Source organism: Ruegeria sp. CDSC054, assembly GCF_059610645.1.
On sequence record NZ_JBXWOA010000007.1, the window covers coordinates 1 to 26,944 of the forward strand.

Below are 26,944 nucleotides of genomic sequence, written 5' to 3' on the forward strand. Positions count from 1 at the left end.
TCTGGCTCCGGTACCTCGGCCACCGGTTCCTCGGGCTCGGTGATTTCTGGCTCCGGTACCTCGGCCACCGGTTCCTCGGGCTCGGTGATTTCTGGCTCCGGTACCTCGGCCACCGGTTCCTCTGGCTCGGTGACTTCGGGGTCAGGTACCTCGGCCACCGGTTCCTCGGGCTCGGTGACTTCGGGGTCAGGTACCTCGGCCACCGGTTCCTCGGGCTCGGTGACTTCGGGATCAGGTACTTCGGCCACCGGTTCCTCGGGCTCTGTAACTTCGGGGTCAGGTACTTCGGCTACGGGTTCCTCTGGCTCGGTAACCTCGGGATCAGGTACTTCGGCCACGGGCTCTTCGGGCTGCGGGGTTTCTTCAACCGGTGGTGTCGGAGCCGGCGGCGTAGTGGATCCGTTGTCCAGCATGACCTCACCCTGGGTGGCAGCAAAGTTCTGCGTCACCATCACAGCGTCGAAACCTTGCATGTCGCCGGTTTCAATTCCGATTCCGATATATTTGAAGTCGGGGTTCAGAATATTTGCGCGATGGCCGGGGCTGTTCATCAGGTTCTGATGAAGCTGCGCGACATCATCGCTGATACCGGGCGCGCCGCGCTCGGATTGCCAGGCGATGTTTTCACCTGACCGCCAGTTGCCCGAGAAATCGAAACCGGCCATTTCCATCCGCTGTGTGGCGCTGCTGCCACCCGAGCCGGTGTGGCTGAACCTGTCCGTTTCCAGCATCCATTCGCTGTGATCCTCGGACGAGTCGTTCAGGCGCGTTTCAAGCTGTAGGGGGTCCAGCCCGCGCGATGTGCGCTCTTGGTTGATAAGCGCCAGCATTTCTCGTTCGATACTACTTGCAGTCGACATTTTTGCCTCCGATTGGTTTTTGTCGTGGTAGACGGCGCCAGTTACAAAGGCTCGGTGTCGCGTTGATAGGGATGGCGTGTTCAGAGGCGAGTTTTGGCAGGTCAGTGCTACCGACACGGGATTCGCTGCGCTGCAAAATGCCGGGCAAAATGTTGCTGAGGGGGAAATGGCAGCTTGTCGCGCGTGGGCGGTCCGAGTCGGCGTAAATCATCCGACCCTAGAAACGACAAACCCCCGGGCGATGCCTCGGGGGTCGTCAAATAGTGTCATCCAAAGCTGGACGAGCGAGGTTTTAGAGCAAACCTTCGCGCTGTGCTTTCTTACGTGCCAGTTTACGGGCACGACGGATCGCTTCAGCCTTCTCGCGCGCTTTTTTCTCGGACGGTTTCTCGAAATGTTGCTTAAGCTTCATTTCACGGAACACGCCTTCGCGCTGCAGCTTTTTCTTCAGGGCACGAAGCGCCTGATCGACGTTATTGTCGCGAACACTAACCTGCATGTGGTTGTCACCACCTTTCTAGATAGAGTTGCAAGGAAATTGCAGGAGTTGGCCGTATAGCAAAGCGCCTCTATCTTGTCTAGTACTGGCTCTGAGAACCGGAGAACCGCCATGACCACCACTTACGAAGATGCAAAACAGCAGCTTTTGGACGCAGTCTTGATCCATGTGCCGTTTGACGGCTGGTCCGAAGCCAGCTTTCGCGCGGCTATATTAGATTGCGATATGGATGACACTCTGGCGCGCGCGATCTGTCCGCGCGGCGCAGTTGATTTGGCGCTTGCGTTCCATGCGCGCGGTGACGCGGCGATGGAGGATCGGCTGAAGTCCTCAGACCTGAGCGAGTTGAAGTTCCGAGAGCGAATCGCTGCCGCAGTTCGCTTCCGGCTTGAGGCCGTTCCGGACAAGGAACTGGTACGACGGGGCATGACGTTGTTTTCCCTGCCTACGCATGCAGCCGATGGGGCAAAAGCGCTGTGGCAGACCTGTGATCTGATCTGGGACACGCTGGGCGATACATCGAACGATGTGAACTGGTACACGAAACGGGCGACATTGTCGGGCGTCTATTCCTCGACCCTGCTGTTCTGGCTGGGCGACGATTCCCCCGATCACCAGAAAACATGGGAGTTTCTGGATCGGCGGATAGACAACGTCATGCAGATCGAAAAGATCAAAGCGCAGGTGAATGGTAACCCGCTGTTCAAACCGTTTCTGGCAGTTCCAAACTGGCTGGCCGGTCAGGTGAAGCCACCCGTGAAAATGCGGGCCGATTTGCCGGGGATGCTGAACCCACGCAAGTAAGCGTCTGGGCCTTCCATAAATTGCCTGCTAGGCATTGGGCAAAGGAGATTTGCCCATGACCCAGATGATGCGCGCTGTCGAAATCACCAAACCCGGTGGCCCGGATGTTCTGCAACTGACGGACCGCCCCGTGCCCGAACCGCAAGCCGGACAAGTGATCCTGAAAGTGGCCTATGCCGGCGTGAACCGCCCGGATGCGCTGCAGCGTGCGGGGGCATACGATCCGCCTCCGGGTGCCAGCGATTTGCCGGGGCTTGAGGCATCGGGCGAGGTTGTTGCCGTTGGTGCGAGGGTCGATGGTCTGGCCATCGGCGATCAGGTCTGTGCCTTGCTGCCCGGTGGCGGTTATGCGGAATATGTGGCCACACCCGCTGCGCATTGTCTGCCAGTTCCTTCGGGAATTGGGATGAAAGAGGCCGCGTGTCTGCCCGAAACCTTCTTTACTGTGTGGTCCAACGTTTTCACGCGCGGCGGTCTGAAGGCAGGTGAGCGTTTTCTGGTGCATGGCGGGTCCAGCGGCATTGGCACAACAGCGATCCAGCTGGCGAACGCGTTTGGTGCGCGGGTGTTTGCAACCGCCGGATCTGCTGAGAAATGCGAGGCCTGTGTGAACCTTGGCGCCGAGAAGGCGATCAATTACCGGGATGAGGATTTTGTGGGCGTCATGCGCGCCGAAGGTGGGGCGAACCTGATCCTCGACATGGTTGGTGGCGACTATATCCCCCGCAACGTCAAAGCCTTGGCCGAAGATGGGCGTCTGGTTCAGATCGCCTTCCTGCAAGGGCCGAAGGTCGAATTGAACTTTGCAATGATGATGGTCAAACGCCTGACCCTTACTGGCAGCACCCTGCGCCCGCAAAGCGATCTGGCAAAGGCAAAGATTGCGCAGGATTTGCGCGAGGCTGTCTGGCCATTGCTGGAGGCTGGGAAGGTGGCCCCCGTCATGGACAGTGAGTTTGATCTGGCCGAGGCGGCAGCCGCCCATGCGCGGATGGAAAGCTCGGGTCACATCGGCAAGATTGTCCTCAAGGTCGCTGGTTAAAACTCTGGCGCGGGTAAATCCCGCGCTTTTTCCGATCAGACCACTGCGCGGCGGTAAAGATGCCAGGTTGCATGGCCCAGGACTGGCATGACAACGATCAGCCCCAGTAGCATCGGGATGGCTCCGATGATCAACAGGGCCGCTACGATGAATCCCCATGCCAAAATGACCCCGGGGTTATGCCGCAACACCCGGACCGACGTCACGACCGCCACAGGCAGACCGACTGGACGGTCTAGCAGCAATGGAAAGCTGACGACGCTCATGGCCAATGCGACCAGCGCGAATAGAAACCCGATCGCATTGCCGAAAATGATCATGGACCAGCCTGCGCCCGTGGTGAACACCTGAGTCACGAAAGCCCCGAGTGAGGTGGGCAGATCCGGCCCAAGCGTATGCACATAGATGCTCTGCGCGACCATCAGCCAAATCAGCAGCAGCATGACCAGATAGAATCCCAAGGCCAGAATTGCTCCAAAGGACGGGGACCGGAAGACGCCCAAGGCGTCCAGCCAATGCACCTCGCCGCCTTGCTCGCGTTTACGGCTGATTTCGTAAAGGCCCACGGCTGCGATCGGGCCGACAAGTGCGAAACCCATGATCAGCGGTGCCAGAAGGGGAACCATGTTGCGATTTAGGCCGAACCCGAACATCAGCAGACCTGCGATCGGGTAAACCAGTATGATGAAAATCGCATCCGCCCGTGTTTCCAGAAAATCATTGTACCCGGCCTGCAAACAGGCCTTCAGGTCCTGCATCGTCAGTGTTTGCACCTGTGGCAGATGCCGGGTGTCCGCGCTGCCGATATGGTGCACGCTTTCGGTAATATGATCGCCGGTCGCGCCGATGTTTCGGGCGGCCCAACTGATCGGATTTCCTATTGTTTTGGCCATCTTGATCCCCTCCCTTTGCCAGTGCGCAACGGGTTGAATCCGGCGGTGGTTGCCTTTGGCCGGACCAGCCGGCAACGCTCAGACCCCAGTATAGCACAGTTTTTCGCGCTGTGGTTGCGTGGCGGCAAAAACCTTCCAATTGCCCTGTTTCACAGTCGTGTTAGCTTGGCGTCAGGCAACAGGAGGTCAGCATGCAGCAAACGGCAAGAACCGTCGTCATTCACGAACACGGCGGCCCCGAAGTTTTAAAGATCGAAGACCGGTCCTTGGGCGACCCCGGACCCGGCGAGGTTCGCATCCGCCACCGGGCCAGTGGGCTGAACTTCATTGATGTCTACCAGCGTACCGGGTTGTACCCGATGGATTTACCGCACGCGCTGGGCATGGAAGCGGCAGGTGTGATTGAGGCCGTTGGCGAAGGTGTTACCCATCTGAAACCGGGCCAGCGCGCGGCCTATGCCGCAGCACCCGCCGGGGCCTACTGTGAGGCGCGCGTGATGCCAGCGGCGCAAGTATGTCCGTTGTCCGAAGGGATTTCTTTTGACGCGGCTGCGGCGATGATGCTCAAGGGGATGACGGTCGAGTATCTGTTTCACCGGACAACGCCTTTGAAACGGGGTGACACGGTTTTGTTTCACGCGGCTGCTGGTGGCGTTGGTCTGATTGCCTGCCAATGGGCCAAGTCCGAGGGCATCACGCTGATCGGAACAGCCGGAACAGACGAAAAATGCAGCCTTGCGCAGTTCAACGGGGCTGCGCATTGCATCAATTACCGAACTGAGAACTTTGCCGATCGAGTGGCCGAAATCACCGGCGGCAAGGGCGTGGATGTAGTCATGGATTCCATCGGTGCGGACACGTTCAATGGCTCGCTGGACTGCCTGAAGCCTTTGGGAATGATGATCTCATTCGGCAATGCCTCAGGGCCGGTTCCTTTGATGGATATCGGGATTCTGGGCAAGAAAGGATCCTTGAAAATCACTCGACCGACCCTGTTTACCCATATCGCCGACCCTTCCGTCTGTCAGGCAATGGCACGGCGGCTTTTCGGCAAGGTCGAAGGCGGTGAGGTCAAAATCCACATCGATCAGCGGTTCCCGTTGGATCAGGTAGCCGAGGCGCACCGGGTTCTTGAAGCGCGTCAAACCACAGGCAGCACGGTTCTTGAACCGTAAGACCGACTGAACCCGGCCCGTTAGTGGTTGATCTTGAATCGAAAAGCGGCGGCAGAATACTCTGCCGCCGCCTTTATTAGGAATGTCAGAAATTATTGCTGCAGTTCCGCCGGTGTTTTGTCCGCGATAGTTTCCCAATTGGCGCTGGCTTGTTCGACAAAACCAGGGATGTCACCTTCCCAGCGCTGCTGGATGTCTTGCGACAGGTTCAGGTACAGCTTGTTGTCGACGATCTTCCAGTAGGTCGGGTCACCGTCAAACTTGAAGCCCATCGCAGCGCCGAATGCGCAATAGCCGCCATATGCAGGCAGGTAGGCCTCGGGGTTTTCTTCGAACGCGGCTTTGTTTTCTTCATTGGCAAAGCGATACATTGCGTCGTTGTGCAGTGTGGTGATGCGGTAGTCACCTTTGGTCGGCTCGCCAGCGGTGAAGTAGGCAACGGGATCATAGCCCTGCATGGCCAGACCGGTCGAGCTTGCGTTCAGTTCAACACCAGCGGCCAGAGCCGAGCTTGCAATGGCAACAGACAGAGCGACGCCGCCGATAAGAGATTTGAACTTGTTCATTGTTTTCACCTTTCGTGAAGGGGCCGCCACGTGGCGCAGAAAATTGCGCCCAGACGACCCAAGAGTTTTTTTGTCCGTGAGACCCGCAATTGGCCGTCACGGAACCCAAGTGGGCAGGCGGCTCATCACGTTCAAAGCAATCAATTGTGAATGTGCAGGGGCGAAGAGGCATTGTTCACAAATGCAGGGTAGGCCTTAGGTATCGGGCGTCAGATCCAAAACGAATTCGGTGACTTTTTCCGCGGGCATTTCGCAGGGGCGAAGAAGAGATCCGCGTTTGGTCAGATAAAGGTTCAGGCTGATGTAGTCGCTGCCGTCCAGTGCGCGTGCGACAAGTTTCTGCGACTTGCCGTCTGAAAATTCCGTTCGACTGACGATATACCGCCTGCCGTGGGCACGCCCGGTCGATGACCCCTTGGGGATGGCAAAAAAAGCGGTAAGGAAGGCGTTCGGGGCGCTCAAGACTGCCCGATTTTTGGTTCAGTGCCGGATTTGATGCGGGCAATATTCGCGCTGTGGCGCCAATAGACCAACAGGGTCAGGACGCCAGCCAGTAGCAGCGTTTGCGAACCTGTCAGCAGAAGGGCCCAGATAGTGGACGTTGCCACCGCCGCAAGTGCCGCAAGGGATGAGATGCGCCAGACTGCAGCAGCAACCAACCAAGTCAAACAACAGGCCACACCGACGCGCCAGTCCAACGCCAGCCAGATCCCCAGAAACGTGGCAACCCCTTTGCCGCCCTTAAATCCCAGCCAAACCGGAAAGCAATGGCCCAAAAGTGCTGCCAGCGCGGCAATCTGCGCAGCATCCTCGCCCGCCAGTGCACGCGCCAACAGTACGGCAACTCCGCCTTTTGCGGCGTCGAAGATCAGGGTCAGGGCAGCGGCGGTCTTGTTGCCTGTCCGCAAAACATTGGTTGCGCCGATATTGCCCGATCCGATGTTGCGCAGGTTGCCCAGCCCCATCACCTTGGCCATGACCATGCCAAACGGGATCGATCCCATCAGATATCCAAGTGCCGCCCACAGGATCAGCTGGGTCATTGTGCTGTCGATGATCGGCATCAGGGTCTCCGGAAAACTTCTTGTCCTGCAACGAAAGTTGCGGTGACCTTACCCTGCATGCGCTGGCCGTCAAACGGTGTGTTCTGAGATTTGGATTTGAGCGAGAACCGGTCCAGCACAAAGGGCACATCCGGGTCAAACAGCACCAGGTCCGCAGGCGCGCCTTCGGACAGACGGCCACTGTCCAGCCCTAATCTTTTCGCCGGGTTTAGGGCCATTGCACGGAACAGTGTCGGCAGGTCCAACTGCCCGGCATGATACAGACGCAAGGCGGCGGGCAGCAGGGTTTCCAACGCTACCGCGCCGGAGGCCGCCTCTTCAAACGGCAGGCGTTTGCTTTCCTCATCCTGAGGCGTGTGCATGGAACTGATCGTATCAATCAGGCCGGTCCGCACCGCTTCGATCACCGCTTGTCGGTCATCCTCGGATCTCAACGGCGGCTTGACCTTGAAGAAGGTGCGATAGTCGGCCACGTCCAGTTCATTCAGCGTCAGGTGGTGGATTGACGTGCCTGCGGTGATGTCCAGACCATTCCGCTTCGCCCGTTCCAACGCGGGCAGGGCGCGGGCGGTGGTGATCTGGTCCGCGTGATAGGCGGCTCCGGTCATCTCAAGCAGAGCGATGTCGCGATCCAGCCCCATCCGCTCGGCCATTGGCGAAACAGCGGGCAGGCCGCGCAACACGGCGAACTTACCACTGGTGGCTGCGGCACCATTGCTGAGGATGGATTCTTGCGGGTGAGCAATGACCAGCGCGCCGCAGGCTCGGGCATAGGTCAGGGCGCGGGAAAACACCTTGGTGTTGGCGATCACGTGATCACAATCGGTGAAGGCCACGGCACCCGCATCCTGCAGGAACCCGATCTCAGTCATCTCGCGACCTTCGCGACTTTTGGTCAACGCGGCCATTGGAAGGACGTTGACCGGCGTGTCGGCCTGAGCCCGGCGTGTGACGAACTCCAGACTTTCCGGCGTGTCGATGGCAGGGCTGGTATCGGGGCGCGTCACGATCGTGGTCACGCCACCGGCGGCGGCGGCCAGACCGGCGGATTTATAGCTTTCCTTGTGCCGCTCACCCGGTTCACAGACCTTGACGCCGATATCGACGATACCGGGGGCAAGGCATTGCCCACCACAATCGACGACCTGCGCCGCAGACGCCGGAGCAACCCCTTCGCCGCGCGCAGTAATCCTACCATCGGATACATGTAGCCAGCCAGGGCTGTCGGTGCCGGTTTCCGGGTCGATCAGGCGGGCGTTGGTGAAAATAGTGTTGTTCATCCCATTGCTCTTTCGATGGCGGCTTTGGTGGCTGCGGGGTCAGCCTGATATTTAATCAGATGCTTGTCGCCACCCTTGGTGACGATCTGGACAAAACTGCCCATGAGGTTGACCGCCTCTATCTGGTTCAGCGCCACATTGCGCGGGCCCGGGCCGGTTAGGGTGGTGTCCGTCATCTGCCATGTGGTGGTCAGTTCTTCTGAGGCCAGGTACCATGCGCGAAAGGCGACGGCCGCAAGACCCGCGGGCGCCCCGGTCCAGACGTAGGGGTTTCCGACCAGCCACAGCACGATCATCGCGACAGCCATGGCCCCGGCGGCCAGCCATGTATTCGTGCGGATATACGCGCCTTTGTCGGGGGTGAACGTCACAGGATCAGCCACAGGATGCCTCCGATGACCACCAGCGCCACCACTGCCAGCATGGCCGACCCAATACGGCCGGGTTTGTCGTCCTTTGGCGGGGTTTGCGGGGCCGAGAAGGGTTTCGCGCTTTCTGCTTTAATTGCTCCACCGGTCCAGTTTGTCGCCTCTTCAGTGTAAAGGCCAATCAGGTGCACTTTGGGGTCCGGTTGCAAAGTGGCGGCACGTCCCTGAAACGCAGCACTGCGCACGACCATGACCCAGCCTTCAATGCTTTCCAGCGCTGCCCGGTCCAGCTGATCTTTAGGGACGCCGCACCCTTCGTTGAGATAGCCAAAAAGACCCAGTTCCTCGAGGTCCGAGACAGGAAATACGTCGATCTGGGTCAGATCCAGACCCTCGACACCCAGAATCTGGTCTGCCGCCCCGGGTTCGTGCAGGAACTTTGCCTCTTCCGGGCGCATGCCGAGTTGAAATAAGCGCAGGACGCCGTGTTCATGTGGGGCGACGTTCAGATCACTCATGCGGCCTCACCAAGGTTGCGGGCCAGCAGTTCCATTGCGGCCATACGAACGGCGACGCCCATTTCGACCTGTTCCTGAATAACGGACCGGTTGATGTCGTCTGCCAGTGTTCCGTCAATCTCGACCCCGCGATTCATCGGACCGGGGTGCATGACGATGGCGTCGGGTTTGGCCTGTGCCAGTTTCGCAGCGTCGAGGCCATAGCGGTGGTAGTATTCCCGCTCCGACGGGATAAAGCCGCCGTCCATCCGCTCTTTCTGGAGGCGCAGCATCATGACGACGTCGACGTCCTTTAGACCTTCATTCATGTCGTCGTAAATTTCGGCCCCAAAATCTGCGAATTGCGACGGAACCAATGTCGGCGGCCCGATCAGGCGAATGCGGTTTTCCATTTTGCCCAGCAGGATCAGGTTTGACCGGGCAACGCGGGAATGAGCGACATCGCCGCAGATCGCAATGTTCAGCCGGTGCAGGCGACCTTTGGCGCGGCGAATGGTTAGCGCGTCCAGCAGAGCCTGCGTCGGGTGTTCGTGCTTGCCGTCACCTGCGTTTAGCACCGCGCAATTCACCTTCTGCGCCAGCAGGTCGACCGCGCCGGAATGGGGGTGGCGCACCACCAACAGATCAGGGTGCATCGCATTCAGCGTCATCGCTGTGTCGATCAGCGTCTCGCCCTTTTTGATCGAACTGGCCTGCATCGCCATGTTCATCACATCCGCGCCCAGCCGCTTGCCCGCGATTTCGAAACTGGCCTGCGTGCGGGTCGAGTTCTCGAAGAACATGTTAATCTGCGTCAGCCCTGACAGCACGTCGGAATGCTTGGTCGACTGGCGGTTCATGTCGACATATTTCTCGGCCAGATCGAGAATGGCAGTGATATCGGATTGCGACAGGTGTTCGATGCCAAGAAGGTGACGATGGGCGAAACGCATTGGCGGGCTCCTGTCTGACAATCGCGCCGCTTATAAGAAGCCACGCAGCCCAAGGCAACCTAAGGATCAGATCCTTCTGGCAGTTTCTCGCACCCGCCTTCGGGCAGACACTGTTCGCCGGGCTTGCACCACTTGCCGTATCCGCAGTCGATGGCCTTAACAGGAACACATCCCTGGTTTTTTGAACATTTGAATCCCTGACGGCACTGAGACCCGGTTTTTTCGCAAAGATACCAGCCAGGGCGTGTACATCCGCCACCCGGCAGGCAAGACGATCCGGATCCGCAAATGCGACCGTCGTCACACGTTAGAGAAGGCAGTTCCTGAATGTCGGGCGTTATCTTCTCGCATTCCCCGCGCGCGTTGCAGATGCTACCGCCGGGGCAATCCAGACGCGATCTGCACTTATTTTGCCCGGCTGGGGCGCACCGGGTGCCGCCCGCCACGCAGCGCTCGAATGGGCCGCAGGTTCTGCCGCCACCGCAATAGGTGCCGCCCAGCGGAATGCAGTTCCCGTCAAAGCTGCATCTTTGGCCGCCCGAACAGCAGGTACTGCCGCATTTGAACTGACCGGCACGGCACTGCCCGTATCGGTCCTGAAACTGCGCAGAGGCCGGGCCACTGAGCATGGTCAGCAGCAAACTGATGAGAAAGAATCGCAATACAAACAACATGAATACGCCAATGGTCGGTGCGACGGACCGACCAATCAAGGCCTATTCGCTTTCCCTCCTTCAAAAGGTGGTTAGATTGAGGGTTATGGAATCGGCTTTGGACTATCATACTGCCCGCGCCCTGCTGGAATGGCAGATCGAACTGGGTGCGACGGATGCGATCGGTGATGCACCGGTGGATCGCTATGCGTTGCCGGATTCCGCGCCCAAAGCCAAGAAACCCGCAAAGGCCCAGTCCGCACCAGAAAAAACCAAGCAGCTTGATCCGGTTGCGGTTGCGAAATCTGCGGCACAGGCTGCAGGGACGCTCGATCAGTTGCAGGCGGCTATGGACGCGTTTGATCATTGCGAGTTGAAGCGCGGTGCGCGGCAGTTGGTCTTTGCCGACGGCACCCCGGGTGCGAGGGTGATGATTATCGGAGAGGCTCCGGGGCGCGATGAAGACCGCGAGGGCAAGCCCTTTGTCGGACGCGCCGGTCAGTTGTTGGACCGGATGCTGGCGGCAATTGATCTAAACCGAACCGAAAACGTCTATATCACCAACGTCCTGCCTTGGCGTCCGCCGCAGAACCGGGATCCCAAGCCCGAAGAGATTGGCATGATGAAGCCGTTTCTCGAACGGCACGTGGCCTTGGCCAAACCCGAGGTTCTGGTGGTGATGGGCAATATCAGCTGTCAGGCTGTTCTGGGCAAACGGGGGATCACGCGGCTTCGGGGTCAGTGGGATCAGGCGATGGACTTGCCGGCTATCCCGATGTTCCATCCTGCATATCTGCTGCGACAGCCACAGATGAAGCGGCAGGCATGGGCTGATTTGCTGGAACTTAAAGCAAGGCTGGAGGGCAAGGCATGAAAATCCTCGCATTCTCGGACCTGCATATGGCGCGAAACCGTGCCGCAGACGTCGTTGCATCCAGCGATGAGGCTGATCTGGTTATCGGAGCCGGAGATTATTGCAACATGCGGCGAGGGCTGGATGACGCGATGGCGATGCTCTCTGGTATCAATGCGCCGCTGGTTCTGGTTCCGGGCAATGCCGAAAGTGCAGGTGAACTGACCGACGCTGCGCCTGAAGGCGTGCATGTTTTGCACGGCACAGGCATGACCGTGGATGGGCTGCGTCTGTTTGGCCTTGGTTACGGCGTGCCGGTGACACCATTCGGTGAGTGGTCCTGTGATCTGACGGACCCCGAAGCGGCTGAGTTGCTGGACCGGTGTGAAGGGGCTGACATCCTGATTGCCCATTCTCCGCCCAAGGGTCACGGCGATCTTACATCGACGGGCGATGCGGTAGGTTCGGTGGCGGTCCGTGACGCAATCGAGCGGTTGCAGCCGCAAATTGCCCTTTGTGGCCATATCCATGACAGTTGGGGCTACCGAGGCGCAATCGGCGTGACGCAGATCGCCAATCTTGGCCCCACGGTAAATTGGTTCGAGGTCACCACGTGATTGATACAGTTACACTGCTGGCGTTTATCCCGGCGGCAATTGCCCTGAATCTGACCCCCGGGGCCGACATGATGTTCTGCTTTGGGCAGGGGCTGCGGTCCGGGGCGCGGCCTGCAATCGCCGCCAGCGCAGGTATTTCCGCCGGATCGATGGTTCACGTTCTGGTAGCGGGTCTTGGTCTAGGAGCGGCGGTGGCCACGATGCCCTGGCTGTTCGATGTGATCCGCTGGATGGGTGTTGCTTATCTGCTGTATCTCGCCTGGGGGGCGTTTCGCAATGGGGCGGTCTCTGCGGATGCTCCGTCCGGTCCCACCCAATTGGCATTCCGGGACGGGCTGGTGGTGAACCTGACCAATCCCAAGGTAATTCTGTTCGTACTGGCCTTCATTCCGCAATTCGTAGACCCGGCGGCGGGATCGATCCTGCTGCAGTTCCTGATTTTCGGGTCCATCATTGCGTTGGGCGGATTTGTGGTGAACGGGCTTGTTGGAATATTTGCCGGTGGTGCGGGGCGGGTGCTGATCGCGAACCCGCGCGCCTCACGCATCATGGGCTGGGTGACCGGGGGGATCTTCACAGCCCTCGCCATCCGGCTTGCCATCTTGGAAAGGGCCTGAGGAAACATGTCGCGCATTGATGAGACCAAAGACTTCATTCCGGTCCGTATCGCCGTGCTTACCGTTTCGGATACGCGGTCGATGGATGAGGACAAATCCGGCCAGACACTTGTTGATCGCATCGAAGGAGCAGGGCACAGGGTTGCCGATCGCCGCATCATACAGGATGAGCGCACCCAGATCGCCGAACAGTTACGTGTCTGGATCGCGGATCCTGAGATAGACGTGGTGATTTCGACCGGTGGTACGGGCTTGACGGGCCGCGACGTAACGGTCGAAGCGCATCGCGATGTTTATGAGAAGGAAATCGAGGCTTTCGGCACCGTGTTCACAATCATATCCATGGAAAAGATTGGTACGTCGGCCGTGCAATCACGTGCGACGGGTGGGGTGGCCGGTGGCACCTACCTGTTTGCATTGCCCGGCAGTCCCGGTGCCTGCAAGGACGCCTGGGACGGGATATTGGAGAAACAGTTCGATTATCGCCACCGTCCCTGCAATTTCGTCGAAATAATGCCCAGATTGGACGAACATTTGCGACGGAAGTAGACTGGTCGCACGTTAAACCGATCATAACCGCTTTGTGGCTTGGCATTTTTTGCTGCCCAGCTACCTTTTGCTAATGGCAGCCTGATGCAACCGGGGTGATTTATATATGCGATTTCTGAGGCAAAGCCTTGTTGGAGTCTTTTTGACGTCGTTGACGGTGGCCCTGTTGTTTGTGGCTGCGCAGATGATTTCGGGTGCCGTGCAAGACGTTCTGACGCGGGAAGAATCCGCACCGCAGACGCGCGAGCGTGTCTTTGCCGTTTCTGTTCGGTCCGCGGAATTGGAAACCGTCACCCCATATCTCGAAGCCTTTGGCGAGGTTCAAAGCCGTCGCAGGTTAGAACTGCGCGCCGCGCTGGGCGGGCGTGTTGTCGGGCTGGCCGAAGATTTTGAAGATGGCGGTGTGGTAACAACAGGCGAAGTCCTGGTTGAACTTGATCCCGCAGACGCCCAGTCCGCGTTGGACCGGGCAAAATCTGATTTGTTGGACGCGCAGTTTGAAGAGCGTGACGCGGAGCGGTCGCTGCTGCTGGCGCAGGATGAATTGAATTCGGCCGAGGCACAGGCAGAGCTGCGTGGTCGCGCCCTGCAGCGTCAGCAGGATTTGCAGACACGTGGCGTCGGGGCCGCAGCATCTGTGGAAGAGGCAGAGCTTGCAAAAGCAGCTGCGCAGCAGGCCGTGCTGGCGCGGCGGATTGCGCTGGCTCAGGCAGAATCCCGCGTCGATCAGGCGACCACCCTGTTGTCACGAGCCCGCATTGCGCTTGAGGCTGCTGAACGCGATCTGGATGATATGACAATCCGCGCTCGGTTCGGGGGTACATTGACGGATGTAACGCTGGTCGAAGGACGGCTGGTGTCCGCGAACGAAAAGCTGGCGGAACTTGTCGACCCCAATGCGTTGGAGGTGGCATTCCGCGTCTCAACCGCGCAATACGTCCGATTGCTGGACGCAGCCGGTGATCTGATCGACGCACCGGTGACAATCTCGCTTGAGGTCACGGGCACCGACCTGACCGCACAAGGCCGCATTAGCCGCGACAGCGGATCGGCGGGCGAAGGGCAGACCGGGCGTTTGATCTATGCCCGACTGGATGAGGCGTCGGGGTTCAAGCCGGGTGACTTTGTTACTGTCACCGTGCAGGAACAACCGTTGGACAACGTAGTGCGGTTGCCATCGTCGGCCTTGGATGCGGTCGGAACGGTGTTGGTTTTGGATGAAAATGACAGGCTCGAAGCGCTTCCGGTGCAACTGATCCGGCGCCAGGGCGATGAGGTTTTGCTGCGCGGCGATGGGCTGGTGGGGCGTGAGGTCGTGATCGGCCGGACACCTCTACTGGGATCGGGCGTACGTGTCCGGCCCCTGCGGATAGATGACAGCGCCGGGGCTGCACCGGATCTGGTTGAGCTGTCCGAGGAACAGCGCGCCCGGCTGGTGGCTCAGGTCGAGGCCAGTACGCGAATGCCAAAGGACGTCAAAGAACGGGTTCTGGGCCAATTGAGTGAGGCCAAAGTACCGGCCTCATTAGTTCAGCGGCTTGAAAACCGGGCAGGGGGTTAAGCGCCATGATGCGCGAGATCCCCAGCGCGGCAGGCGGCATCCTCAGTTACTTCACGCGTCACAAAACGGTGGCAAACCTGCTGCTGCTGGTGATGCTGGTACTGGGTGCGGCGGCAATCCCGAATATGCGGGCGCAGTTCTTTCCCGATGTGGTTCTGGAACGTGTCGACGTGAGTGTGGACTGGGATGGGGCTGGTCCCGAAGATGTGGACAACGGGATCATTCAGGTGCTCGAGCCTGCCTTGCTGGCGGTCGAGGGTGTCGCCAGCACCGAAGCAACCTCGCGCGAGGGGCGCGCCAGCATTCGGCTGGAGTTCGAGCCGAACTGGGACATGTCCCGCGCTGTCGAGGAGGTCCGGACTGCCGTCGACAGTGTAACCAGCCTGCCCGACGATGCCGAAGAACCGACAATCCGGCGGGGCGCCTGGCGGGATCGGGTTACAGATGTGGTTGTGACAGGGCCTGTCGATCCTGATCAACTGGCCAAGTTCACGGACGAGTTGATCAACAGATTGTTCGCGGTCGGGGTGACGCGCACCACAATCCGGGGGCTTGCCGCGCCACGCATCGTGGTCGAGATACCGACCGCACAACTGATTGCCAACGACATCACACTGTCCGAGGTCGCATCGGCCGTAGCGGCTGAGGTCAACGCAAACCCAGCGGGTGATGTGACTGGCGCGAACGCCCGTATCCGCACAGGCACGGAAAAGCGCACGCCCGAGGAAATCGAAGGCATCGCCCTGCGCAATTTTGCGGATGGATCCAAGTTGCTGGTGGGTGATGTGGCGCAGATCCGTGTGGAGGGGGTCAATCGCAATCGCAGCTACTTCGTGGGCGAAAATCCGGCGATGTCCGTGCGCGTAGATCGCTCGAATCTAGGTGACGCGATCGAAATTCAGCACACCGTCGAAGACGTCGTAAAGGAAATGCAAGCCAGCGTTCCCGAAGGGGTGACGATCGAATTGATCCGAACCCGCGCCCAGGCGATCACCGATCGTCTGGATATTCTGGTCGACAATGGTCTCGTCGGATTGGGCCTTGTTGTCTGTTTGCTGTTTCTGTTCCTGAACGCGCGGATTGCCTTTTGGGTCGCAGCAGGTATTCCGGTTGCCATGTCTGCCGCGATTGCCTTCATGTATATCGGCGGGCTGTCGATCAACATGGTGTCCCTGTTCGGCCTGATCATCACATTGGGCATTGTTGTGGATGACGCCATCGTCGTGGGTGAGCATGCCGATTTCCGCGCGCGCCGATTAGGTGAGGCCCCAATGGTGGCCGCTGAACGCGCGGCGCGGCGCATGGCGATGCCGGTCTTTGCGGCGACTCTGACGACAGTGATCGCTTTTTTTGGCCTGACCCTTGTCGGCGGCCGGTTTGGCGAGTTGATCCGTGACATCCCCTTTACCGTTATCGCGGTTTTGATTGCGTCGCTGATCGAATGTTTCCTGATCTTGCCGAACCACATGGCGCACGCCATCGCGCATTCCACCAAAGAGCACTGGTATGACCTGCCCAATCGCGTGGTCAATCGCGGGTTCCGCTGGGTGCGCGATCATCTGTTCCGACCGCTGATCGCCTGGGTCGTCTGGGCGCGCTATGTGGTGGTCGCATTGATGGTGGTGATCCTGGCCAGCCAGGTTGCCCTGTTCATTCGAGGTGATGTGAACTGGCGGTTTTTCAACGCACCCGAGCGCGGTTCAGTTACGGGCAATTTCATAATGGTCGAAGGCGCCACCCGCGCCGAGACTGTGGCCATGATGCATGAGCTGCAGCGGGCGACCGAAGAGCTGGGCCAGATCTATGAAGACCGCCACGGTCGTAACCCGATCGACTATGTGCTGGCCGAGGTGGGCGGGTCCGCAGGTTGGGGATTGGCGGCCGCTGATGGAAAAGACGCAGATTTGCTGGGTGGTATTTCCATCGAGCTGATCGACGCGGATCTGCGCCCCTATTCCAGCTTTGAGTTTGTGGGTGAGCTACAAGATTTTGTACCGCGCCACCCGAAGGTTGAACTGCTCAGTTTCCGCGGTTGGCGGTCGGGTCCCGGTGGTGATGCCATTGATGTCCAGTTCTATGGCGCGGATGTGAACACGCTCAAATCCGCCTCAGAGGACTTGCAGACCGAGCTTTCGAAATACCCTGAAGTTTCGGCGCTGGAAGACAATCTTGCCTATGACAAGGAAGAGTACATTCTGGACCTGACAGCGCAGGGTCAGTCGCTGGGTTTCAGGATCGAAACGCTGGGGCGCGTGTTGCGCGACCGGTTGAACGGGATCGAGGCGGCGACCTTCCCGGATGGCCCGCGCAGTGCCGAGATCAGGGTTGAACTGCCCGAAGGAGAGCTGACCGCCGATTTCCTGGAGCGCACTCTGATGCGTACACCCGATGGAGTGTATGTGCCGTTGGCCGATATCGTGTCGGTCGAGCGAAAGTCCGGCTTCTCGACCGTCCGGCGTGAAAATGGCCTGCGGGTGATATCGGTGAATGGCGACATCTCGGAAGATGACCCGACGCGCGCGGCTGAGATTGCACGTGCCATGGGCGAGGAAATCCTGCCGAAAATCGCCTCGGAACGACAGGTCGAATGGCGGATGGCCGGTCTGAGCGAACAGGAAGACGAGTTCCTGTCCGAGGCGCGCACTGGCCTGATCCTGTGCCTGACGGGCATCTATCTTGTTTTGGCCTGGGTGTTTGCCAGCTGGACGCGGCCACTGGTGGTGATGGCGATTATCCCATTTGGGTTGGTCGGCGCGATCTGGGGGCACTACCTGTGGGAGGTTCCGCTAAGCATGTTCACGGTCGTTGGTCTGCTGGGGATGACGGGGATCATCATCAACGACTCGATTGTTTTGGTGACGACCATCGACGACTACCAGAAAGAGCGCGGGCTTGTGCCTTCGATAGTTGAAGGCACCGCAGACCGGTTGCGGCCTGTGATGCTGACGACGCTGACCACGGTTCTGGGGCTGACCCCGTTACTGTATGAAGGGTCGCAGCAGGCGCAGTTTCTCAAACCCACAGTCATTACTTTGGTCTATGGGCTGGGCTTTGGAATGTTGCTGGTCCTGCTGCTAGTCCCGGCGTTGCTTGCAATTCTGAACGATCTGTCTCGCCCAATGACCGCGATGCGTCGGGCGGCACGTGCCCCGGACCGTGTGGTGCAGGGGACGTTGGCGTGTTCGGGCCTCGCCTTGCTTTCATGGTTTACGGTCACGATGGTGTGGCCCGCAATTTACGGCGCGCCCATCGGGTTCTTGTCCGGGCTTTATGCGGGCGAGGAAGGCATGGCTATTCTTCGGATGGGCTTGGGCGCATTCGTTACAGGTGCCGCGCTGATACTGTTCCTCAGCGTGGCAGTCTCAGGCTTGCTTTATACCCGGCTCAAAAGGCCCGCGACCTAAGTCCGGCGCAGGGCGGTTTCCAGCAGATCGATGACGCGGTTGCTCATCTCTAGTTCGCCGCGGCGGATCTGATCCACAGGGAACCAACGCGCATCGAGCGCGTCGTCACCTGCAATGGGGTCGCCGGTTTGATACTGACAGGCCACGCCTACCAGCAGGTAGTGTGTCTGGACGTCGCCGTTTTCGTTCCAGCGCAGCAAATCAAGATTGTCTAAGTAGTGCTGTGGGTCTGCAATGACCGAGGTTTCTTCGCGCAGCTCTCTTTGCGCGGCTTGCAAAACAGTCTCGCCCCATTCCACGTGACCCCCAGGAAACCCCCATAGCCCAGCATCAGGTTGCTTGCTGCGTTGAACCAGCAGCACTTGGTCCTGATGCAGGACTACTGCCAAAGCGCCGATTTTCGGGGTTTGTGTCATGAAATCACCGGGCTCAGCTTGCGCTGCATCCCCGAATGTCGACTGCGTGATTTGCACCCAACACGGTGATACGAATTTCCGACCGATCCAGCGCAAATGGCCCGCCTGTTGCGTTGATCACCTCAGAGGTTGCGATCAGAGTATTCCCGGTCCGCGTTGTCTCGGTCTGCGATGCCCACAGCGCAGGGTTCCCCGGCTCAATCACCGCAACCTCGCGCCCGCCGGCAGAAGGCATTGTCACCCGTGCCTCGATCTGCATCCCGTCGGCTGTTGGCGACAGGTGACAGCTTGCCTGGGCCACGTTGGCTTCTCGTTCAGAAAAGGGTCTCTGGGCAAGCGCTGCGGCGATGGTCGGGTTGCGCCCGGCTTCTGCGTCCAGAGTATGGTCGAATTCCAGTTGTTCGGGGATACAGACATCCTTGCAGACGCCGAGATCCATTGTTCCTTGCAGCCGTACGGGCCGCGCCGGGTTTTTCGGCGTGATCTCGACCGGCAGAACCAGTTGGTTTTCATAGCCGATCGATTGCAGCCCGTTCTGGTCAAAGACATCCGGTGCGGGCCACGTAATCGACACATCGCCAACATTGTCCGAGCGGTTCCAGTTGAATTCCGGTGGGATTCCAGCATCCCCCGGCGCACGCCAATAGGTTTTCCAACCGTCTTTCAGCGTCACGCGCACGGCGCTCAAATATGTACCCTTCGCTGTACGTCCGCCGTCCAGAATGTCCAACTCAGCAACAGGGCCTTTTACCTGCGCTGCCGCAGGTAAGGCCACGCCGATGGCAAGGGCGATCGCCGACAATATCTTTTTAACGCTCATGGTTCATAAATGCGCGGTTGCGGCGCAGATTCCAAGTCACGTTCCGGTCACTAGGATGAAATCTGCGGAAATGTGTGCTGATCCCTTGCCATTCCGGGTGAGCAAGGGTCATTGTTGAAACAGACCTGTTAAGAGATGTCCGCCCATGGATCTTACCGGAAAACTGTTGATTGCGATGCCCGGCATGGGCGATCCGCGTTTTGATCATTCGGTGGTGTACCTGTGCAGCCATGGCGAAGATGGTGCTATGGGGTTGATTATCAACAAACCTTCGGATCTGCGGCTGAAAACTCTGTTGAGTCAGCTCAACATCCCTTGCCGGATTCCGGTCGTGGGTGAACGTTTGGTCCATTTCGGCGGCCCGGTTGAGATGTCGCGTGGTTTTGTCCTGCATAGCTCGGATTACGAGGCGAACTTGCATTCCATGCACATCACGGATGAGTTCAGCATGACCGCAACGCTGGATATCCTCGAGGATCTTGCCTCGGGGCGCGGGCCTTTGAACTCCACTTTGGTGCTGGGCTATTCGGGCTGGGGACCTGGGCAGCTTGAGGATGAGATAGCGATGAACGGCTGGCTCACGACCGAGGCGTCGTCCAAGCTGGTCTTCGATGTAGCTGATGATGAAAAATGGGGAGGTGCGCTTGCGACTTTGGGCGTTGATCCCTTGATCCTGTCAGCCGAGTCTGGACGCGCCTAATCAGCCGTTACGCGGGGCTGCGGCGCGGCGTAGGCGGTCGTTAATGGCCGCACCCAAACCATGTATCGGAATGGGCGTCACAGCAATTGGTCTGCCAGTGTCATTCAGGCTGTGCAGCGCGGCGAACAGGTTGGCAGCGGCCTCGGCAAGATCACTTTTCGCTGACAGGTTCAGATCGCAGTCTACCGCGCCAAACCCCAGCAGAACTTCGTCGCCTTGGGCGGTGCTGGCGTTCAGACGAACGGGCGCGTCCGGCGCATAATGCGATTGCAACTGACCGGGCGCGTTCAGCGCATCACCCGGCTGGTGGTGGTGCAATTGAGTTTTCAGAACCGCCTCAATCTGCTCCAGCGCAACACCGCCGGGGCGCAAAAGGGCAGGCTCGCCCGCAACGCCCACGATGGTGCTTTCCAACCCGACCCCGCAAGGCCCATCATCCAGCACCGCGGCAATGCGCCCATTCAACCCGGACAGGACGTGCGCGGCGGTCGTTGGGCTGATTTGTCCGGATGGGTTGGCCGAAGGCGCGGCGACCGGGCCGTCGAATTCGGACAGCAGCGTACGCGCTGCGGGGTGGGCAGGAACCCGCACCGCGAGCGTGTCCAGCCCAGCCGTTACCAGCGATGAAATCCCGTGATCCGGTCGCAGTGGCAGAACCAGGGTCAGCGGTCCGGGCCAGAATGCCCCTGCCAAAGCCTCTGCCTGATCGGACCATGTCACGAACCGCTGGGCTGCTTCGACCGAAGCCACATGCGCAATCAGCGGGTTGAAGCTGGGTCGTCCCTTGGCGGCATAGATGCTTGCCACCGCTTCTCCGTTACGGGCATCGCCGCCCAAGCCGTAGACCGTCTCGGTCGGGAAAGCCACCAGAAGACCCTGGCGCAGCAAGTCTGCCGCCTGCGCGATTCCGGCAGGATCGGCGTTTAATGTCAGAGTGCCGTTGGGGATCATTGGTGGTGACGCCGCGTTTTGATTGCGTATAGCATTTGGACCGATACCTAATCGGTGGAACCCAGATGCATAAAGGTGGGCGGTGGAAATTCCAAGCCCGTCGGCGTAAACGCAATCAGACAGCCTAGAGGGAAGACATGCCATATCGCGCCCCAATCTCTGATTATGAATTCTTGTTCCGCCACGCGGTCAATTATGACAGGATCGCTGCCACCGAGAAATTCTCGGAAGCCAGCGACGATGTGGTCAGTGCCATTCTGACCGAAGCCGGAAAACTGTGCGAAGAGGTAATGGCCCCTCTGCAACGCCCCGGTGATCTTGAGCCCGCGCGCTTGGAAAACGGCGTGCTGCGTACCTCGACCGGGTATGCTGATTGCTGGAAAGCCATAGCCGAAGGCGGCTGGGTCGGAATGAGTGGTGATCCGGATTATGGCGGCATGGGTCTGCCGATGACGTTGACCACCGCCGTGAATGAAATGATGTCTGCCGCCTGCCTTTCGCTGCAACTTGCGCCGCTGATGACACAGGGCCAGATCGAAGCTCTGGAACATCACGCCAGCGATGAGCTCAAGGCGCTCTATCTGCCTAAGATGATGGCGGGTGAATGGTCGGGGACGATGAACCTGACCGAGCCGCAGGCTGGGTCAGATGTGGGGGCGTTGACATCAAAAGCGATCTCGAATGGTGACGGCACATATGCCATCACGGGGCAGAAGATCTTTATCTCATGGGGTGACAACGATTTTGCTAAGAATGTCTGCCATTTGGTACTTGCGCGCCTGCCCGATGGCGTTCCCGGAACCAAGGGTATTTCGCTGTTCCTGGTGCCCAAACTGCTGCCAGATGAGAACGGCAATCCCGGTGTGGCCAATGACCTGAAGGTCGTATCGGTCGAGCACAAGATGGGCCTGCACGGCTCACCAACCTGCGTGATGCAGTTTGACGGTGCCAAAGGCTGGCTTGTAGGCAAGGAACATGGCGGCATGGCCGCGATGTTCACCATGATGAACAACGCGCGTCTGGGCGTCGGTGGTCAGGGTGTGGGTGCAGCCGAAGGTGCCTATCAGCACGCGCTGGCCTATGCGTTGGAGCGGAAACAGGGCAAAACTCCCTCGGGCACCATTATCGACCACGCGGATGTGCGTCGGATGTTGATGAGCATGCGTGCTGACACTTTCGCTGCGCGTGCGATTATGCTGGCCAACGCCGCAGCCATCGATATGGCCAACGCAACGGGCGACGCCGATTGGATGTCTCGTGCCGCTCTTTTGACGCCGATTGGCAAGGTTTTTGGCACCGAGACGGGAATGCGCGTATCTGAGACCGGTGTTCAGGTCCATGGCGGTATGGGCTTCATCGAGGAATCCGGTGCGGCTCAGTATTATCGCGACGTCCGCGTGACCGCGATCTACGAAGGCACCAACGGTATTCAGGCGATGGATTTGGTGGCGCGCAAGATGATGGATGGCGGAGAGGCGGCCGCGCGCCTGCTGGATGAGATCGAAGATCATGCAGAACAGGCCCGGGCGACCATGCCCGAACTGGCTGGCCCGGTTTGGGAAGCGACCGAAAGCTTGCGCGAGACGACCGAGTGGATGGTGGCGCAGTCTGATATGAACAACCGGTTTGCCGGGGCGTTGCCCTATCTGCATGCCTTTGCCCGCGTTTTGGGTGCACATTACCACCTGAAGTCGGCTTTGGCTGAACCGAGTGGCCCGCGCTTTAAGCTGGCCCGGTATTACATTAACGCGCTGTTGCCTGAATATGCTGGGCTGCTTGTTCAAGCACAGAACGGGGCAGATGATGTATTCGGGCTCAGCGCTGAGGAGTTTGTATCCTGATGGACGGAGATACCCCTTTGGCGATCAGATATCCCTGGTCAGAGCCTCCGGCCGAGGGCGAGGCGACCGAGATTGCCGAAGGTGTTCTGTGGATGCGTTTGCCGCTGCCCATGGCGCTGGATCACGTTAACATTTATGCGCTGGACGATGGCGACGGCTGGACCGTGATCGACACAGGAATGTCGTCGAACAAAACACGGCGCATCTGGGAAAAGCTGATGGCAGGCCCGTTGGCTGGCAAGCCGATCACGCGGGTGGTTGTGACTCATCATCACCCCGATCACGTGGGCAATGCGGGTTGGTTCCAATCCGAACATAGCGTGGAATTGGTGGCGTCGCGAACGGCCTGGCTGTTTTCGCGGATGCTACAGCTGGATGTTCAGGAAAGCTGGCCCCAGGAGACGCTAGACTATTACCGCAGTGCAGGAATGGCGCCCGACGTTCTGGCCAAGCGGATGGCCGAGCGCCCGTTCAATTATTGCGACACTGTTTATCCGATGCCACTGGGTTTCACTCGGATCAAACAAGGCAGTGTGATCCGCATGGGTGGGCGCGATTGGGATGTTCATATGGGCAATGGTCATGCACCAGAACACGCCACGTTCTGGAGCCGAAACGACAATCTGGTGATCACCGGCGATCAGATCCTCAGTTCGATCAGTCCCAACCTGGGTGTCTATGTCACCGAACCTCTGGCGGATCCGGTTGCTGAATGGCTTGAGGCCTGCGAACGGCTTCAGGGGCTGGCGCGACCCGATCATCTGGCGCTGGGCGGGCATAAGTTGCCATTCACCGGGTTGCCCATCCGGATGAGGCAACTGATCGACAATCACCACAGCGCATTGGATCGTTTGGAAAAGTATTTGGACCAGCCAAAGACCGCTGCCGAATGTTTCATGCCCTTGTTCAAACGGCAGATCAGCGGTGGCGAGTATGGGCTTGCGCTGGTCGAAGCGGTTGCACATCTGAACCATCTTTACCACATTGGAGCTGTCACCCGGACGCGCCGCGCGGACGGGGCGTGGGAGTTTCAGCGCAAAGGGTAAAGCTATGCAGGATCAGATCGAAACCTCGGCCGAGGCCGCCGAAGCCGCAGCTTTGCCGCGCTGCTACGAAGTGCATTCCGACCCCGAAGCAAAGTCAGGCGCAAAAGACCTGCCCGGTCCGTTGCAAAAACCGGTTGAAACAAAAAGCCCCGCGCAATGGGCGTATGAACGTCTGATCCTCTATATCCAGAATTTCGAGAAGACCCTGACAGGCGACCAAGAGGTTGCGATGGGATTCACCGGCGGCGACGCAGGCGTCATGCGGATCGAGGGGATGGGGTATTTTGATCCCGATATCATCACCTTTTACGGATCGGATGCGACCGGCGCGCGCACTCAGCTTGTACAACATGTCAGCCAGCTGAACGTGATGCTGCGGGCCCTGCCCAAATCGGTTGAGGATAAACCTGCCAACCGGATCGGGTTCCGTCTGGCGGCGGATCTGGAAGAAAGCTGATCACCTGACTTGCAATTCACGTCTGTGCAGCCTTGAATGAGTTTACCATTCAAGGGGGCCTCACGTGACCACTTTCTCTGCCGTTACAAGTGCCTACAAAGGTGCGTGGGCCCGTCGCCGTGTCTTTGTGCCGATCTATCTTGTTGTGCGCCTGCTTTTGGTTGCGCTGATTGCGCCCGGCGTGGCGATCACGGTGAATCTTGCCGTATCGCTATCCAATCAGACGGCGCTGACTGATCAGGCGATCGCTGCATTCATCCTCTCACCTGCCGGGTTTATTGCGGCCGTTGTGGTTCTCAGCCTGTTTCTACTGGCCGAGGTGTTTGTCTTCTCGGTCATGGCCGGGTCGCTGCGGATGGCAGAGCCGGACCCATGGCGCGCCGGCAGTTCTTCGATCAGGCTGATCCTGTCGCGGCTTCCATCCCTGTTTGGATTTGCGGTGCGCTTTGTTGTGCGGGTTTTGCTGTTGGTTCTGCCCTTTGCGATCGTTTCTGCCGTGATCGCGTGGTGGACGCTGACTGAGTATGACATCAACTATTATCTGACCTTCCACCCGCCCTCATTCTGGGTGGCTGTGGTGCTGATCGGGGCGGTTGCGCTGGCTATGGCTTGGGTGTTGATCCGACGCCTGTCAGCCTGGGCTTTGTCGCTGCATTTGGTTTTGTTCGAGGGCGTTCACCCCGGACATGCGTTTGGCATCAGCGCCAGTCGGATGGAAGGTAAGCGCGGACGCCTCAAGATAGAGCTGGCCATCTGGCTGGCTGTGCGCCTTATCATCGCCGCCGTGATCGCCTGGTTGGCCGGGCTTTTGTTCGCGCTGGTGCCGCTGCAAGGCGCAGCCAACCTGAGATTGGCCCTGATTTACAGCCTCGCCGTTGCCGGTATCTGGTCACTGGCCGGACTGGTATTGGCAGCCACGGCTCTGGGCGCACTGGCAGTGCTGCTCGATGGGTTCTTTGATATCCAGACATCAGAACCAACCCCTCCAAAGCCGCGAAACCTGCGCAGAACAATGGTTACGGCTGTTGGGGCCGCCATCGTTGCTGTTCTTGTTGGGATTTGGTTCGGGCAGCACCTTCTGGAAAGGGTGCAGGCACCGGACCGCGCAGAGGTTATCGGTCATCGCGGCGCTGCCGCGCTGAAGCCCGAAAACACGATGGCCTCGGTTCTCAAGGCGATTGAGGACGGGGCCGACTGGGTTGAGATCGACGTGCAGGAAACAGCGGATGATGTAGTCATCGTCGCCCATGACAGTGATTTCATGAAACTGGCCGGTGTTAACCTAAAGGTGTGGGATGCCACGATGGAGGATATCGATCAGATCGACATCGGCATCTGGTTTGGCCCTGAATACGCAGATGAGCGGACGCCGACGTTGCGTGATGTGCTGGAGGCCGCAAAGGGCAAGGCCAAGGTCATTATCGAACTGAAATACTACGGCCACGACGTAGACCTTGAGAATAGGGTTGTCGCCCTCGTCGAAGAGTTGGGCATGCAGGACGACATTGCAACGATGTCGCTAAAATACCCGGCAGTGCAAAAGATGAAGACGATTCGCCCCGACTGGCGCGCTGGTGTTCTGGCCGCGACTGCTGTGGGTGATCTGTCGGGTCTCGAAGGTGATTTTGTTGCGGTGAACGCCGCGATGGCGACGCCGGGCTTGGTCAATTCGGTCCATGCGGCGGGTAAGGACATCTATGTCTGGACAGTGAATGATCCGCTGCAAATGTCGGCGATGGCGTCGATGGGGGTGGATGGGCTGATCACGGACCGACCAGCGATGGCAAATGAAGTTCTGCGTGTGCGCGCCGAATTGGGGCCGGCAGAGCGGTTGTTGTTATGGCTGGCGACGACCTTTGGCATGTCCTTTGATACTGAGGCGATGCGCGATGAAAGCCCTTAATCTGGCGGCAATCCTTTTGGCGAGTGCCGCGCCAGCCTTCGCGCAAGACGTCATGCGCAGCTTTGAGCTACCAGCACATCGCGCCCTGATGGCGGAGCGCAGTAGCGCAGAGTTGACCCCGTTTGAAACGGATGGCTGTTCGGGTGGTCTTTCGGCCAGTTGGCGCTTTGTGGCGGATACGTTCCCCAGCTTTCGGGGGCTGTATGAGGCGCACCCACCGTGGGAATACTGCTGTGTGACCCATGATCGCGCCTATCACCATGCTGGCGGGGCTTTGCGGGCCGAAGACAGCTATGACGCACGCCTGTCCGCAGACGACACTCTGCGTGCTTGCGTCAAAAAGCATGGGACAGACCATGCCGAGGAATATGCCGAGCGCTATGACATGACGGCCGAACAGATTCGCATCGCTCATTCCGTCACGGCCGAGGCGATGTATGCGGCGGTCCGATTCGGCGGCGGCCCCTGTTCGGGCCTGCCCTGGCGTTGGGGTTTTGGGTATCCGGGGTGCTCGGTGTTCCCACCTTTGGCCCCTGCGCGCGAATGACGTGGTGA

28 protein-coding genes are annotated in these 26,944 nt (G+C 59.1%); 15 read left to right on the top strand and 13 right to left on the bottom strand.

All coding sequences use genetic code 11. The features are described 5' to 3' along the window. Both AC2FGC_RS14265 and rpsU read right to left on the bottom strand, forming a co-directional pair. Positions 1–860 (bottom strand): CAP domain-containing protein (locus tag AC2FGC_RS14265; RefSeq protein ID WP_496782677.1); only part of this gene is annotated, 860 nt, incomplete at its 3' end. Between the two features lie 292 nt (positions 861–1,152). Next, positions 1,153–1,359 (bottom strand): 30S ribosomal protein S21, encoded by a 207-nt coding sequence (gene rpsU / locus AC2FGC_RS14270; RefSeq protein ID WP_005614280.1) that lies wholly within the window; start codon positions 1,357–1,359, stop codon positions 1,153–1,155. Positions 1,360–1,470: 111 nt separating this feature from the next. Here rpsU and AC2FGC_RS14275 point away from each other — a divergent pair, with 111 nt between their 5' ends. Both AC2FGC_RS14275 and AC2FGC_RS14280 read left to right on the top strand, forming a co-directional pair. Then, positions 1,471–2,163 (top strand): COQ9 family protein, encoded by a 693-nt coding sequence (locus AC2FGC_RS14275; protein ID WP_496782680.1) that lies wholly within the window; start codon positions 1,471–1,473, stop codon positions 2,161–2,163. A 55-nt stretch (positions 2,164–2,218) separates the two neighbouring features. Then, positions 2,219–3,205, top strand: coding sequence for an NAD(P)H-quinone oxidoreductase (locus AC2FGC_RS14280; protein WP_496725772.1), 987 nt, complete (start codon positions 2,219–2,221; stop codon positions 3,203–3,205). Positions 3,206–3,240: 35 nt separating this feature from the next. Here AC2FGC_RS14280 and AC2FGC_RS14285 read toward each other — a convergent pair whose 3' ends face one another. Continuing rightward, entirely contained in the window at positions 3,241–4,098 is an 858-nt protein-coding gene (locus tag AC2FGC_RS14285) for a DUF2189 domain-containing protein (RefSeq protein ID WP_109313012.1), read from the bottom strand. A 191-nt stretch (positions 4,099–4,289) separates the two neighbouring features. Between AC2FGC_RS14285 and AC2FGC_RS14290 the strand changes: the two genes are divergently transcribed. Next, positions 4,290–5,273: a quinone oxidoreductase family protein gene (locus tag AC2FGC_RS14290; RefSeq protein ID WP_496725773.1), complete on the top strand. Its 984-nt coding sequence runs from the start codon at positions 4,290–4,292 to the stop codon at positions 5,271–5,273. 92 nt (positions 5,274–5,365) lie between these two features. Here AC2FGC_RS14290 and AC2FGC_RS14295 read toward each other — a convergent pair whose 3' ends face one another. The 7 genes from AC2FGC_RS14295 to AC2FGC_RS14325 form a co-directional block, all read right to left on the bottom strand. Beyond that, complete coding sequence (locus AC2FGC_RS14295) at positions 5,366–5,839, bottom strand: YHS domain-containing (seleno)protein (RefSeq protein WP_058273690.1); 474 nt, start codon at positions 5,837–5,839, stop codon at positions 5,366–5,368. Positions 5,840–6,034: 195 nt separating this feature from the next. Beyond that, entirely contained in the window at positions 6,035–6,301 is a 267-nt protein-coding gene (locus AC2FGC_RS14300; protein ID WP_282169849.1) for a hypothetical protein, read from the bottom strand. Then, a complete protein-coding gene (gene plsY / locus AC2FGC_RS14305; protein ID WP_496782682.1) occupies positions 6,298–6,903 on the bottom strand; it encodes a glycerol-3-phosphate 1-O-acyltransferase PlsY in 606 nt (201 codons plus the stop codon). The genes AC2FGC_RS14300 and plsY overlap by 4 nt, the downstream gene beginning before the upstream one ends. Continuing rightward, positions 6,903–8,183: a dihydroorotase gene (gene pyrC, locus AC2FGC_RS14310; protein WP_496725775.1), complete on the bottom strand. Its 1,281-nt coding sequence runs from the start codon at positions 8,181–8,183 to the stop codon at positions 6,903–6,905. Before pyrC ends, plsY begins: the two co-directional genes overlap by 1 nt. After that, complete coding sequence (locus AC2FGC_RS14315) at positions 8,180–8,566, bottom strand: hypothetical protein (RefSeq protein WP_496725776.1); 387 nt, start codon at positions 8,564–8,566, stop codon at positions 8,180–8,182. Before AC2FGC_RS14315 ends, pyrC begins: the two co-directional genes overlap by 4 nt. Further along, complete coding sequence (locus AC2FGC_RS14320; protein WP_496725777.1) at positions 8,551–9,069, bottom strand: hypothetical protein; 519 nt, start codon at positions 9,067–9,069, stop codon at positions 8,551–8,553. The genes AC2FGC_RS14315 and AC2FGC_RS14320 overlap by 16 nt, the downstream gene beginning before the upstream one ends. Then, positions 9,066–10,001 carry an aspartate carbamoyltransferase catalytic subunit gene (locus tag AC2FGC_RS14325; protein ID WP_170562579.1) on the bottom strand — a complete coding sequence of 312 codons (936 nt, stop codon included), beginning with the start codon at positions 9,999–10,001 and terminating at the stop codon, positions 9,066–9,068. The genes AC2FGC_RS14320 and AC2FGC_RS14325 overlap by 4 nt, the downstream gene beginning before the upstream one ends. A gap of 759 nt (positions 10,002–10,760) precedes the next feature. Here AC2FGC_RS14325 and AC2FGC_RS14330 point away from each other — a divergent pair. The 6 genes from AC2FGC_RS14330 (at position 10,761) to AC2FGC_RS14355 (ending at position 18,255) form a co-directional block, all read left to right on the top strand. Further along, positions 10,761–11,528 (top strand): uracil-DNA glycosylase, encoded by a 768-nt coding sequence (locus AC2FGC_RS14330; RefSeq protein WP_496782771.1) that lies wholly within the window; start codon positions 10,761–10,763, stop codon positions 11,526–11,528. Continuing rightward, entirely contained in the window at positions 11,525–12,124 is a 600-nt protein-coding gene (locus AC2FGC_RS14335; protein WP_496725780.1) for a metallophosphoesterase family protein, read from the top strand. The genes AC2FGC_RS14330 and AC2FGC_RS14335 overlap by 4 nt, the downstream gene beginning before the upstream one ends. Further along, on the top strand, positions 12,121–12,741 hold the full coding sequence (locus tag AC2FGC_RS14340; RefSeq protein ID WP_496767633.1) for a LysE family translocator: 621 nt from the start codon (positions 12,121–12,123) through the stop codon (positions 12,739–12,741). Before AC2FGC_RS14335 ends, AC2FGC_RS14340 begins: the two co-directional genes overlap by 4 nt. 6 nt (positions 12,742–12,747) lie before the next feature. Continuing rightward, positions 12,748–13,290 (top strand): molybdenum cofactor biosynthesis protein B, encoded by a 543-nt coding sequence (gene moaB, locus AC2FGC_RS14345; RefSeq protein ID WP_496725782.1) that lies wholly within the window; start codon positions 12,748–12,750, stop codon positions 13,288–13,290. 106 nt (positions 13,291–13,396) lie between these two features. Then, the gene (locus AC2FGC_RS14350; RefSeq protein ID WP_496725783.1) at positions 13,397–14,851 is read left to right on the top strand and encodes an efflux RND transporter periplasmic adaptor subunit; all 1,455 of its coding nucleotides are present in this window, start codon (positions 13,397–13,399) and stop codon (positions 14,849–14,851) included. Positions 14,852–14,856: 5 nt separating this feature from the next. After that, on the top strand, positions 14,857–18,255 hold the full coding sequence (locus tag AC2FGC_RS14355; protein WP_496725784.1) for an efflux RND transporter permease subunit: 3,399 nt from the start codon (positions 14,857–14,859) through the stop codon (positions 18,253–18,255). On the opposite strand, the gene AC2FGC_RS14360 is transcribed toward AC2FGC_RS14355, so the two are convergent. Further along, on the bottom strand, positions 18,252–18,671 hold the full coding sequence (locus tag AC2FGC_RS14360) for an NUDIX hydrolase (protein WP_058273587.1): 420 nt from the start codon (positions 18,669–18,671) through the stop codon (positions 18,252–18,254). The genes AC2FGC_RS14355 and AC2FGC_RS14360 overlap by 4 nt on opposite strands. Positions 18,672–18,684: 13 nt before the next feature. Beyond that, complete coding sequence (locus AC2FGC_RS14365) at positions 18,685–19,491, bottom strand: protein-disulfide reductase DsbD domain-containing protein (protein ID WP_496725785.1); 807 nt, start codon at positions 19,489–19,491, stop codon at positions 18,685–18,687. A gap of 145 nt (positions 19,492–19,636) precedes the next feature. On the opposite strand from AC2FGC_RS14365, the gene AC2FGC_RS14370 reads away from it, so the two are divergent. Beyond that, positions 19,637–20,191, top strand: coding sequence for a YqgE/AlgH family protein (locus AC2FGC_RS14370; RefSeq protein ID WP_109312945.1), 555 nt, complete (start codon positions 19,637–19,639; stop codon positions 20,189–20,191). On the opposite strand, the gene AC2FGC_RS14375 is transcribed toward AC2FGC_RS14370, so the two are convergent. After that, the gene (locus AC2FGC_RS14375) at positions 20,192–21,142 is read right to left on the bottom strand and encodes an L-threonylcarbamoyladenylate synthase (protein WP_496782684.1); all 951 of its coding nucleotides are present in this window, start codon (positions 21,140–21,142) and stop codon (positions 20,192–20,194) included. A gap of 137 nt (positions 21,143–21,279) precedes the next feature. On the opposite strand from AC2FGC_RS14375, the gene AC2FGC_RS14380 reads away from it, so the two are divergent. The 5 genes from AC2FGC_RS14380 (at position 21,280) to AC2FGC_RS14400 (ending at position 26,936) form a co-directional block, all read left to right on the top strand. Then, positions 21,280–22,983, top strand: coding sequence for an acyl-CoA dehydrogenase family protein (locus tag AC2FGC_RS14380; protein WP_496725787.1), 1,704 nt, complete (start codon positions 21,280–21,282; stop codon positions 22,981–22,983). Next, positions 22,983–24,029, top strand: coding sequence for an MBL fold metallo-hydrolase (locus tag AC2FGC_RS14385; protein WP_496725788.1), 1,047 nt, complete (start codon positions 22,983–22,985; stop codon positions 24,027–24,029). Before AC2FGC_RS14380 ends, AC2FGC_RS14385 begins: the two co-directional genes overlap by 1 nt. A gap of 4 nt (positions 24,030–24,033) precedes the next feature. Then, entirely contained in the window at positions 24,034–24,486 is a 453-nt protein-coding gene (locus AC2FGC_RS14390) for a DUF6173 family protein (protein ID WP_058273581.1), read from the top strand. 64 nt (positions 24,487–24,550) lie between these two features. Next, complete coding sequence (locus AC2FGC_RS14395) at positions 24,551–26,389, top strand: glycerophosphodiester phosphodiesterase (protein WP_496782686.1); 1,839 nt, start codon at positions 24,551–24,553, stop codon at positions 26,387–26,389. After that, entirely contained in the window at positions 26,376–26,936 is a 561-nt protein-coding gene (locus tag AC2FGC_RS14400; RefSeq protein ID WP_496782689.1) for a hypothetical protein, read from the top strand. The genes AC2FGC_RS14395 and AC2FGC_RS14400 overlap by 14 nt, the downstream gene beginning before the upstream one ends. Positions 26,937–26,944 lie beyond the last annotated feature (8 nt).

What these genes read in the sequence shown, in the direction of transcription:
- plsY (WP_496782682.1), bottom strand. Translation starts at nt 6,903, where the DNA reads ATGCCGATCATCGACAGCACAATGACCCAGCTGATCCTGTGGGCGGCA.
- AC2FGC_RS14275 (WP_496782680.1), top strand. Translation starts at nt 1,471, where the DNA reads ATGACCACCACTTACGAAGATGCAAAACAGCAGCTTTTGGACGCAGTC.
- AC2FGC_RS14280 (WP_496725772.1), top strand. Translation starts at nt 2,219, where the DNA reads ATGACCCAGATGATGCGCGCTGTCGAAATCACCAAACCCGGTGGCCCG.
- AC2FGC_RS14325 (WP_170562579.1), bottom strand. Translation starts at nt 10,001, where the DNA reads ATGCGTTTCGCCCATCGTCACCTTCTTGGCATCGAACACCTGTCGCAA.
- rpsU (WP_005614280.1), bottom strand. Translation starts at nt 1,359, where the DNA reads ATGCAGGTTAGTGTTCGCGACAATAACGTCGATCAGGCGCTTCGTGCC.
- AC2FGC_RS14360 (WP_058273587.1), bottom strand. Translation starts at nt 18,671, where the DNA reads ATGACACAAACCCCGAAAATCGGCGCTTTGGCAGTAGTCCTGCATCAG.
- AC2FGC_RS14335 (WP_496725780.1), top strand. Translation starts at nt 11,525, where the DNA reads ATGAAAATCCTCGCATTCTCGGACCTGCATATGGCGCGAAACCGTGCC.
- AC2FGC_RS14390 (WP_058273581.1), top strand. Translation starts at nt 24,034, where the DNA reads ATGCAGGATCAGATCGAAACCTCGGCCGAGGCCGCCGAAGCCGCAGCT.
- AC2FGC_RS14365 (WP_496725785.1), bottom strand. Translation starts at nt 19,491, where the DNA reads ATGAGCGTTAAAAAGATATTGTCGGCGATCGCCCTTGCCATCGGCGTG.
- AC2FGC_RS14330 (WP_496782771.1), top strand. Translation starts at nt 10,761, where the DNA reads ATGGAATCGGCTTTGGACTATCATACTGCCCGCGCCCTGCTGGAATGG.
- AC2FGC_RS14370 (WP_109312945.1), top strand. Translation starts at nt 19,637, where the DNA reads ATGGATCTTACCGGAAAACTGTTGATTGCGATGCCCGGCATGGGCGAT.
- AC2FGC_RS14320 (WP_496725777.1), bottom strand. Translation starts at nt 9,069, where the DNA reads ATGAGTGATCTGAACGTCGCCCCACATGAACACGGCGTCCTGCGCTTA.
- AC2FGC_RS14350 (WP_496725783.1), top strand. Translation starts at nt 13,397, where the DNA reads ATGCGATTTCTGAGGCAAAGCCTTGTTGGAGTCTTTTTGACGTCGTTG.
- pyrC (WP_496725775.1), bottom strand. Translation starts at nt 8,183, where the DNA reads ATGAACAACACTATTTTCACCAACGCCCGCCTGATCGACCCGGAAACC.
- AC2FGC_RS14385 (WP_496725788.1), top strand. Translation starts at nt 22,983, where the DNA reads ATGGACGGAGATACCCCTTTGGCGATCAGATATCCCTGGTCAGAGCCT.
- AC2FGC_RS14375 (WP_496782684.1), bottom strand. Translation starts at nt 21,142, where the DNA reads ATGATCCCCAACGGCACTCTGACATTAAACGCCGATCCTGCCGGAATC.
- moaB (WP_496725782.1), top strand. Translation starts at nt 12,748, where the DNA reads ATGTCGCGCATTGATGAGACCAAAGACTTCATTCCGGTCCGTATCGCC.
- AC2FGC_RS14295 (WP_058273690.1), bottom strand. Translation starts at nt 5,839, where the DNA reads ATGAACAAGTTCAAATCTCTTATCGGCGGCGTCGCTCTGTCTGTTGCC.
- AC2FGC_RS14285 (WP_109313012.1), bottom strand. Translation starts at nt 4,098, where the DNA reads ATGGCCAAAACAATAGGAAATCCGATCAGTTGGGCCGCCCGAAACATC.
- AC2FGC_RS14400 (WP_496782689.1), top strand. Translation starts at nt 26,376, where the DNA reads ATGAAAGCCCTTAATCTGGCGGCAATCCTTTTGGCGAGTGCCGCGCCA.
- AC2FGC_RS14290 (WP_496725773.1), top strand. Translation starts at nt 4,290, where the DNA reads ATGCAGCAAACGGCAAGAACCGTCGTCATTCACGAACACGGCGGCCCC.
- AC2FGC_RS14355 (WP_496725784.1), top strand. Translation starts at nt 14,857, where the DNA reads ATGATGCGCGAGATCCCCAGCGCGGCAGGCGGCATCCTCAGTTACTTC.
- AC2FGC_RS14380 (WP_496725787.1), top strand. Translation starts at nt 21,280, where the DNA reads ATGCCATATCGCGCCCCAATCTCTGATTATGAATTCTTGTTCCGCCAC.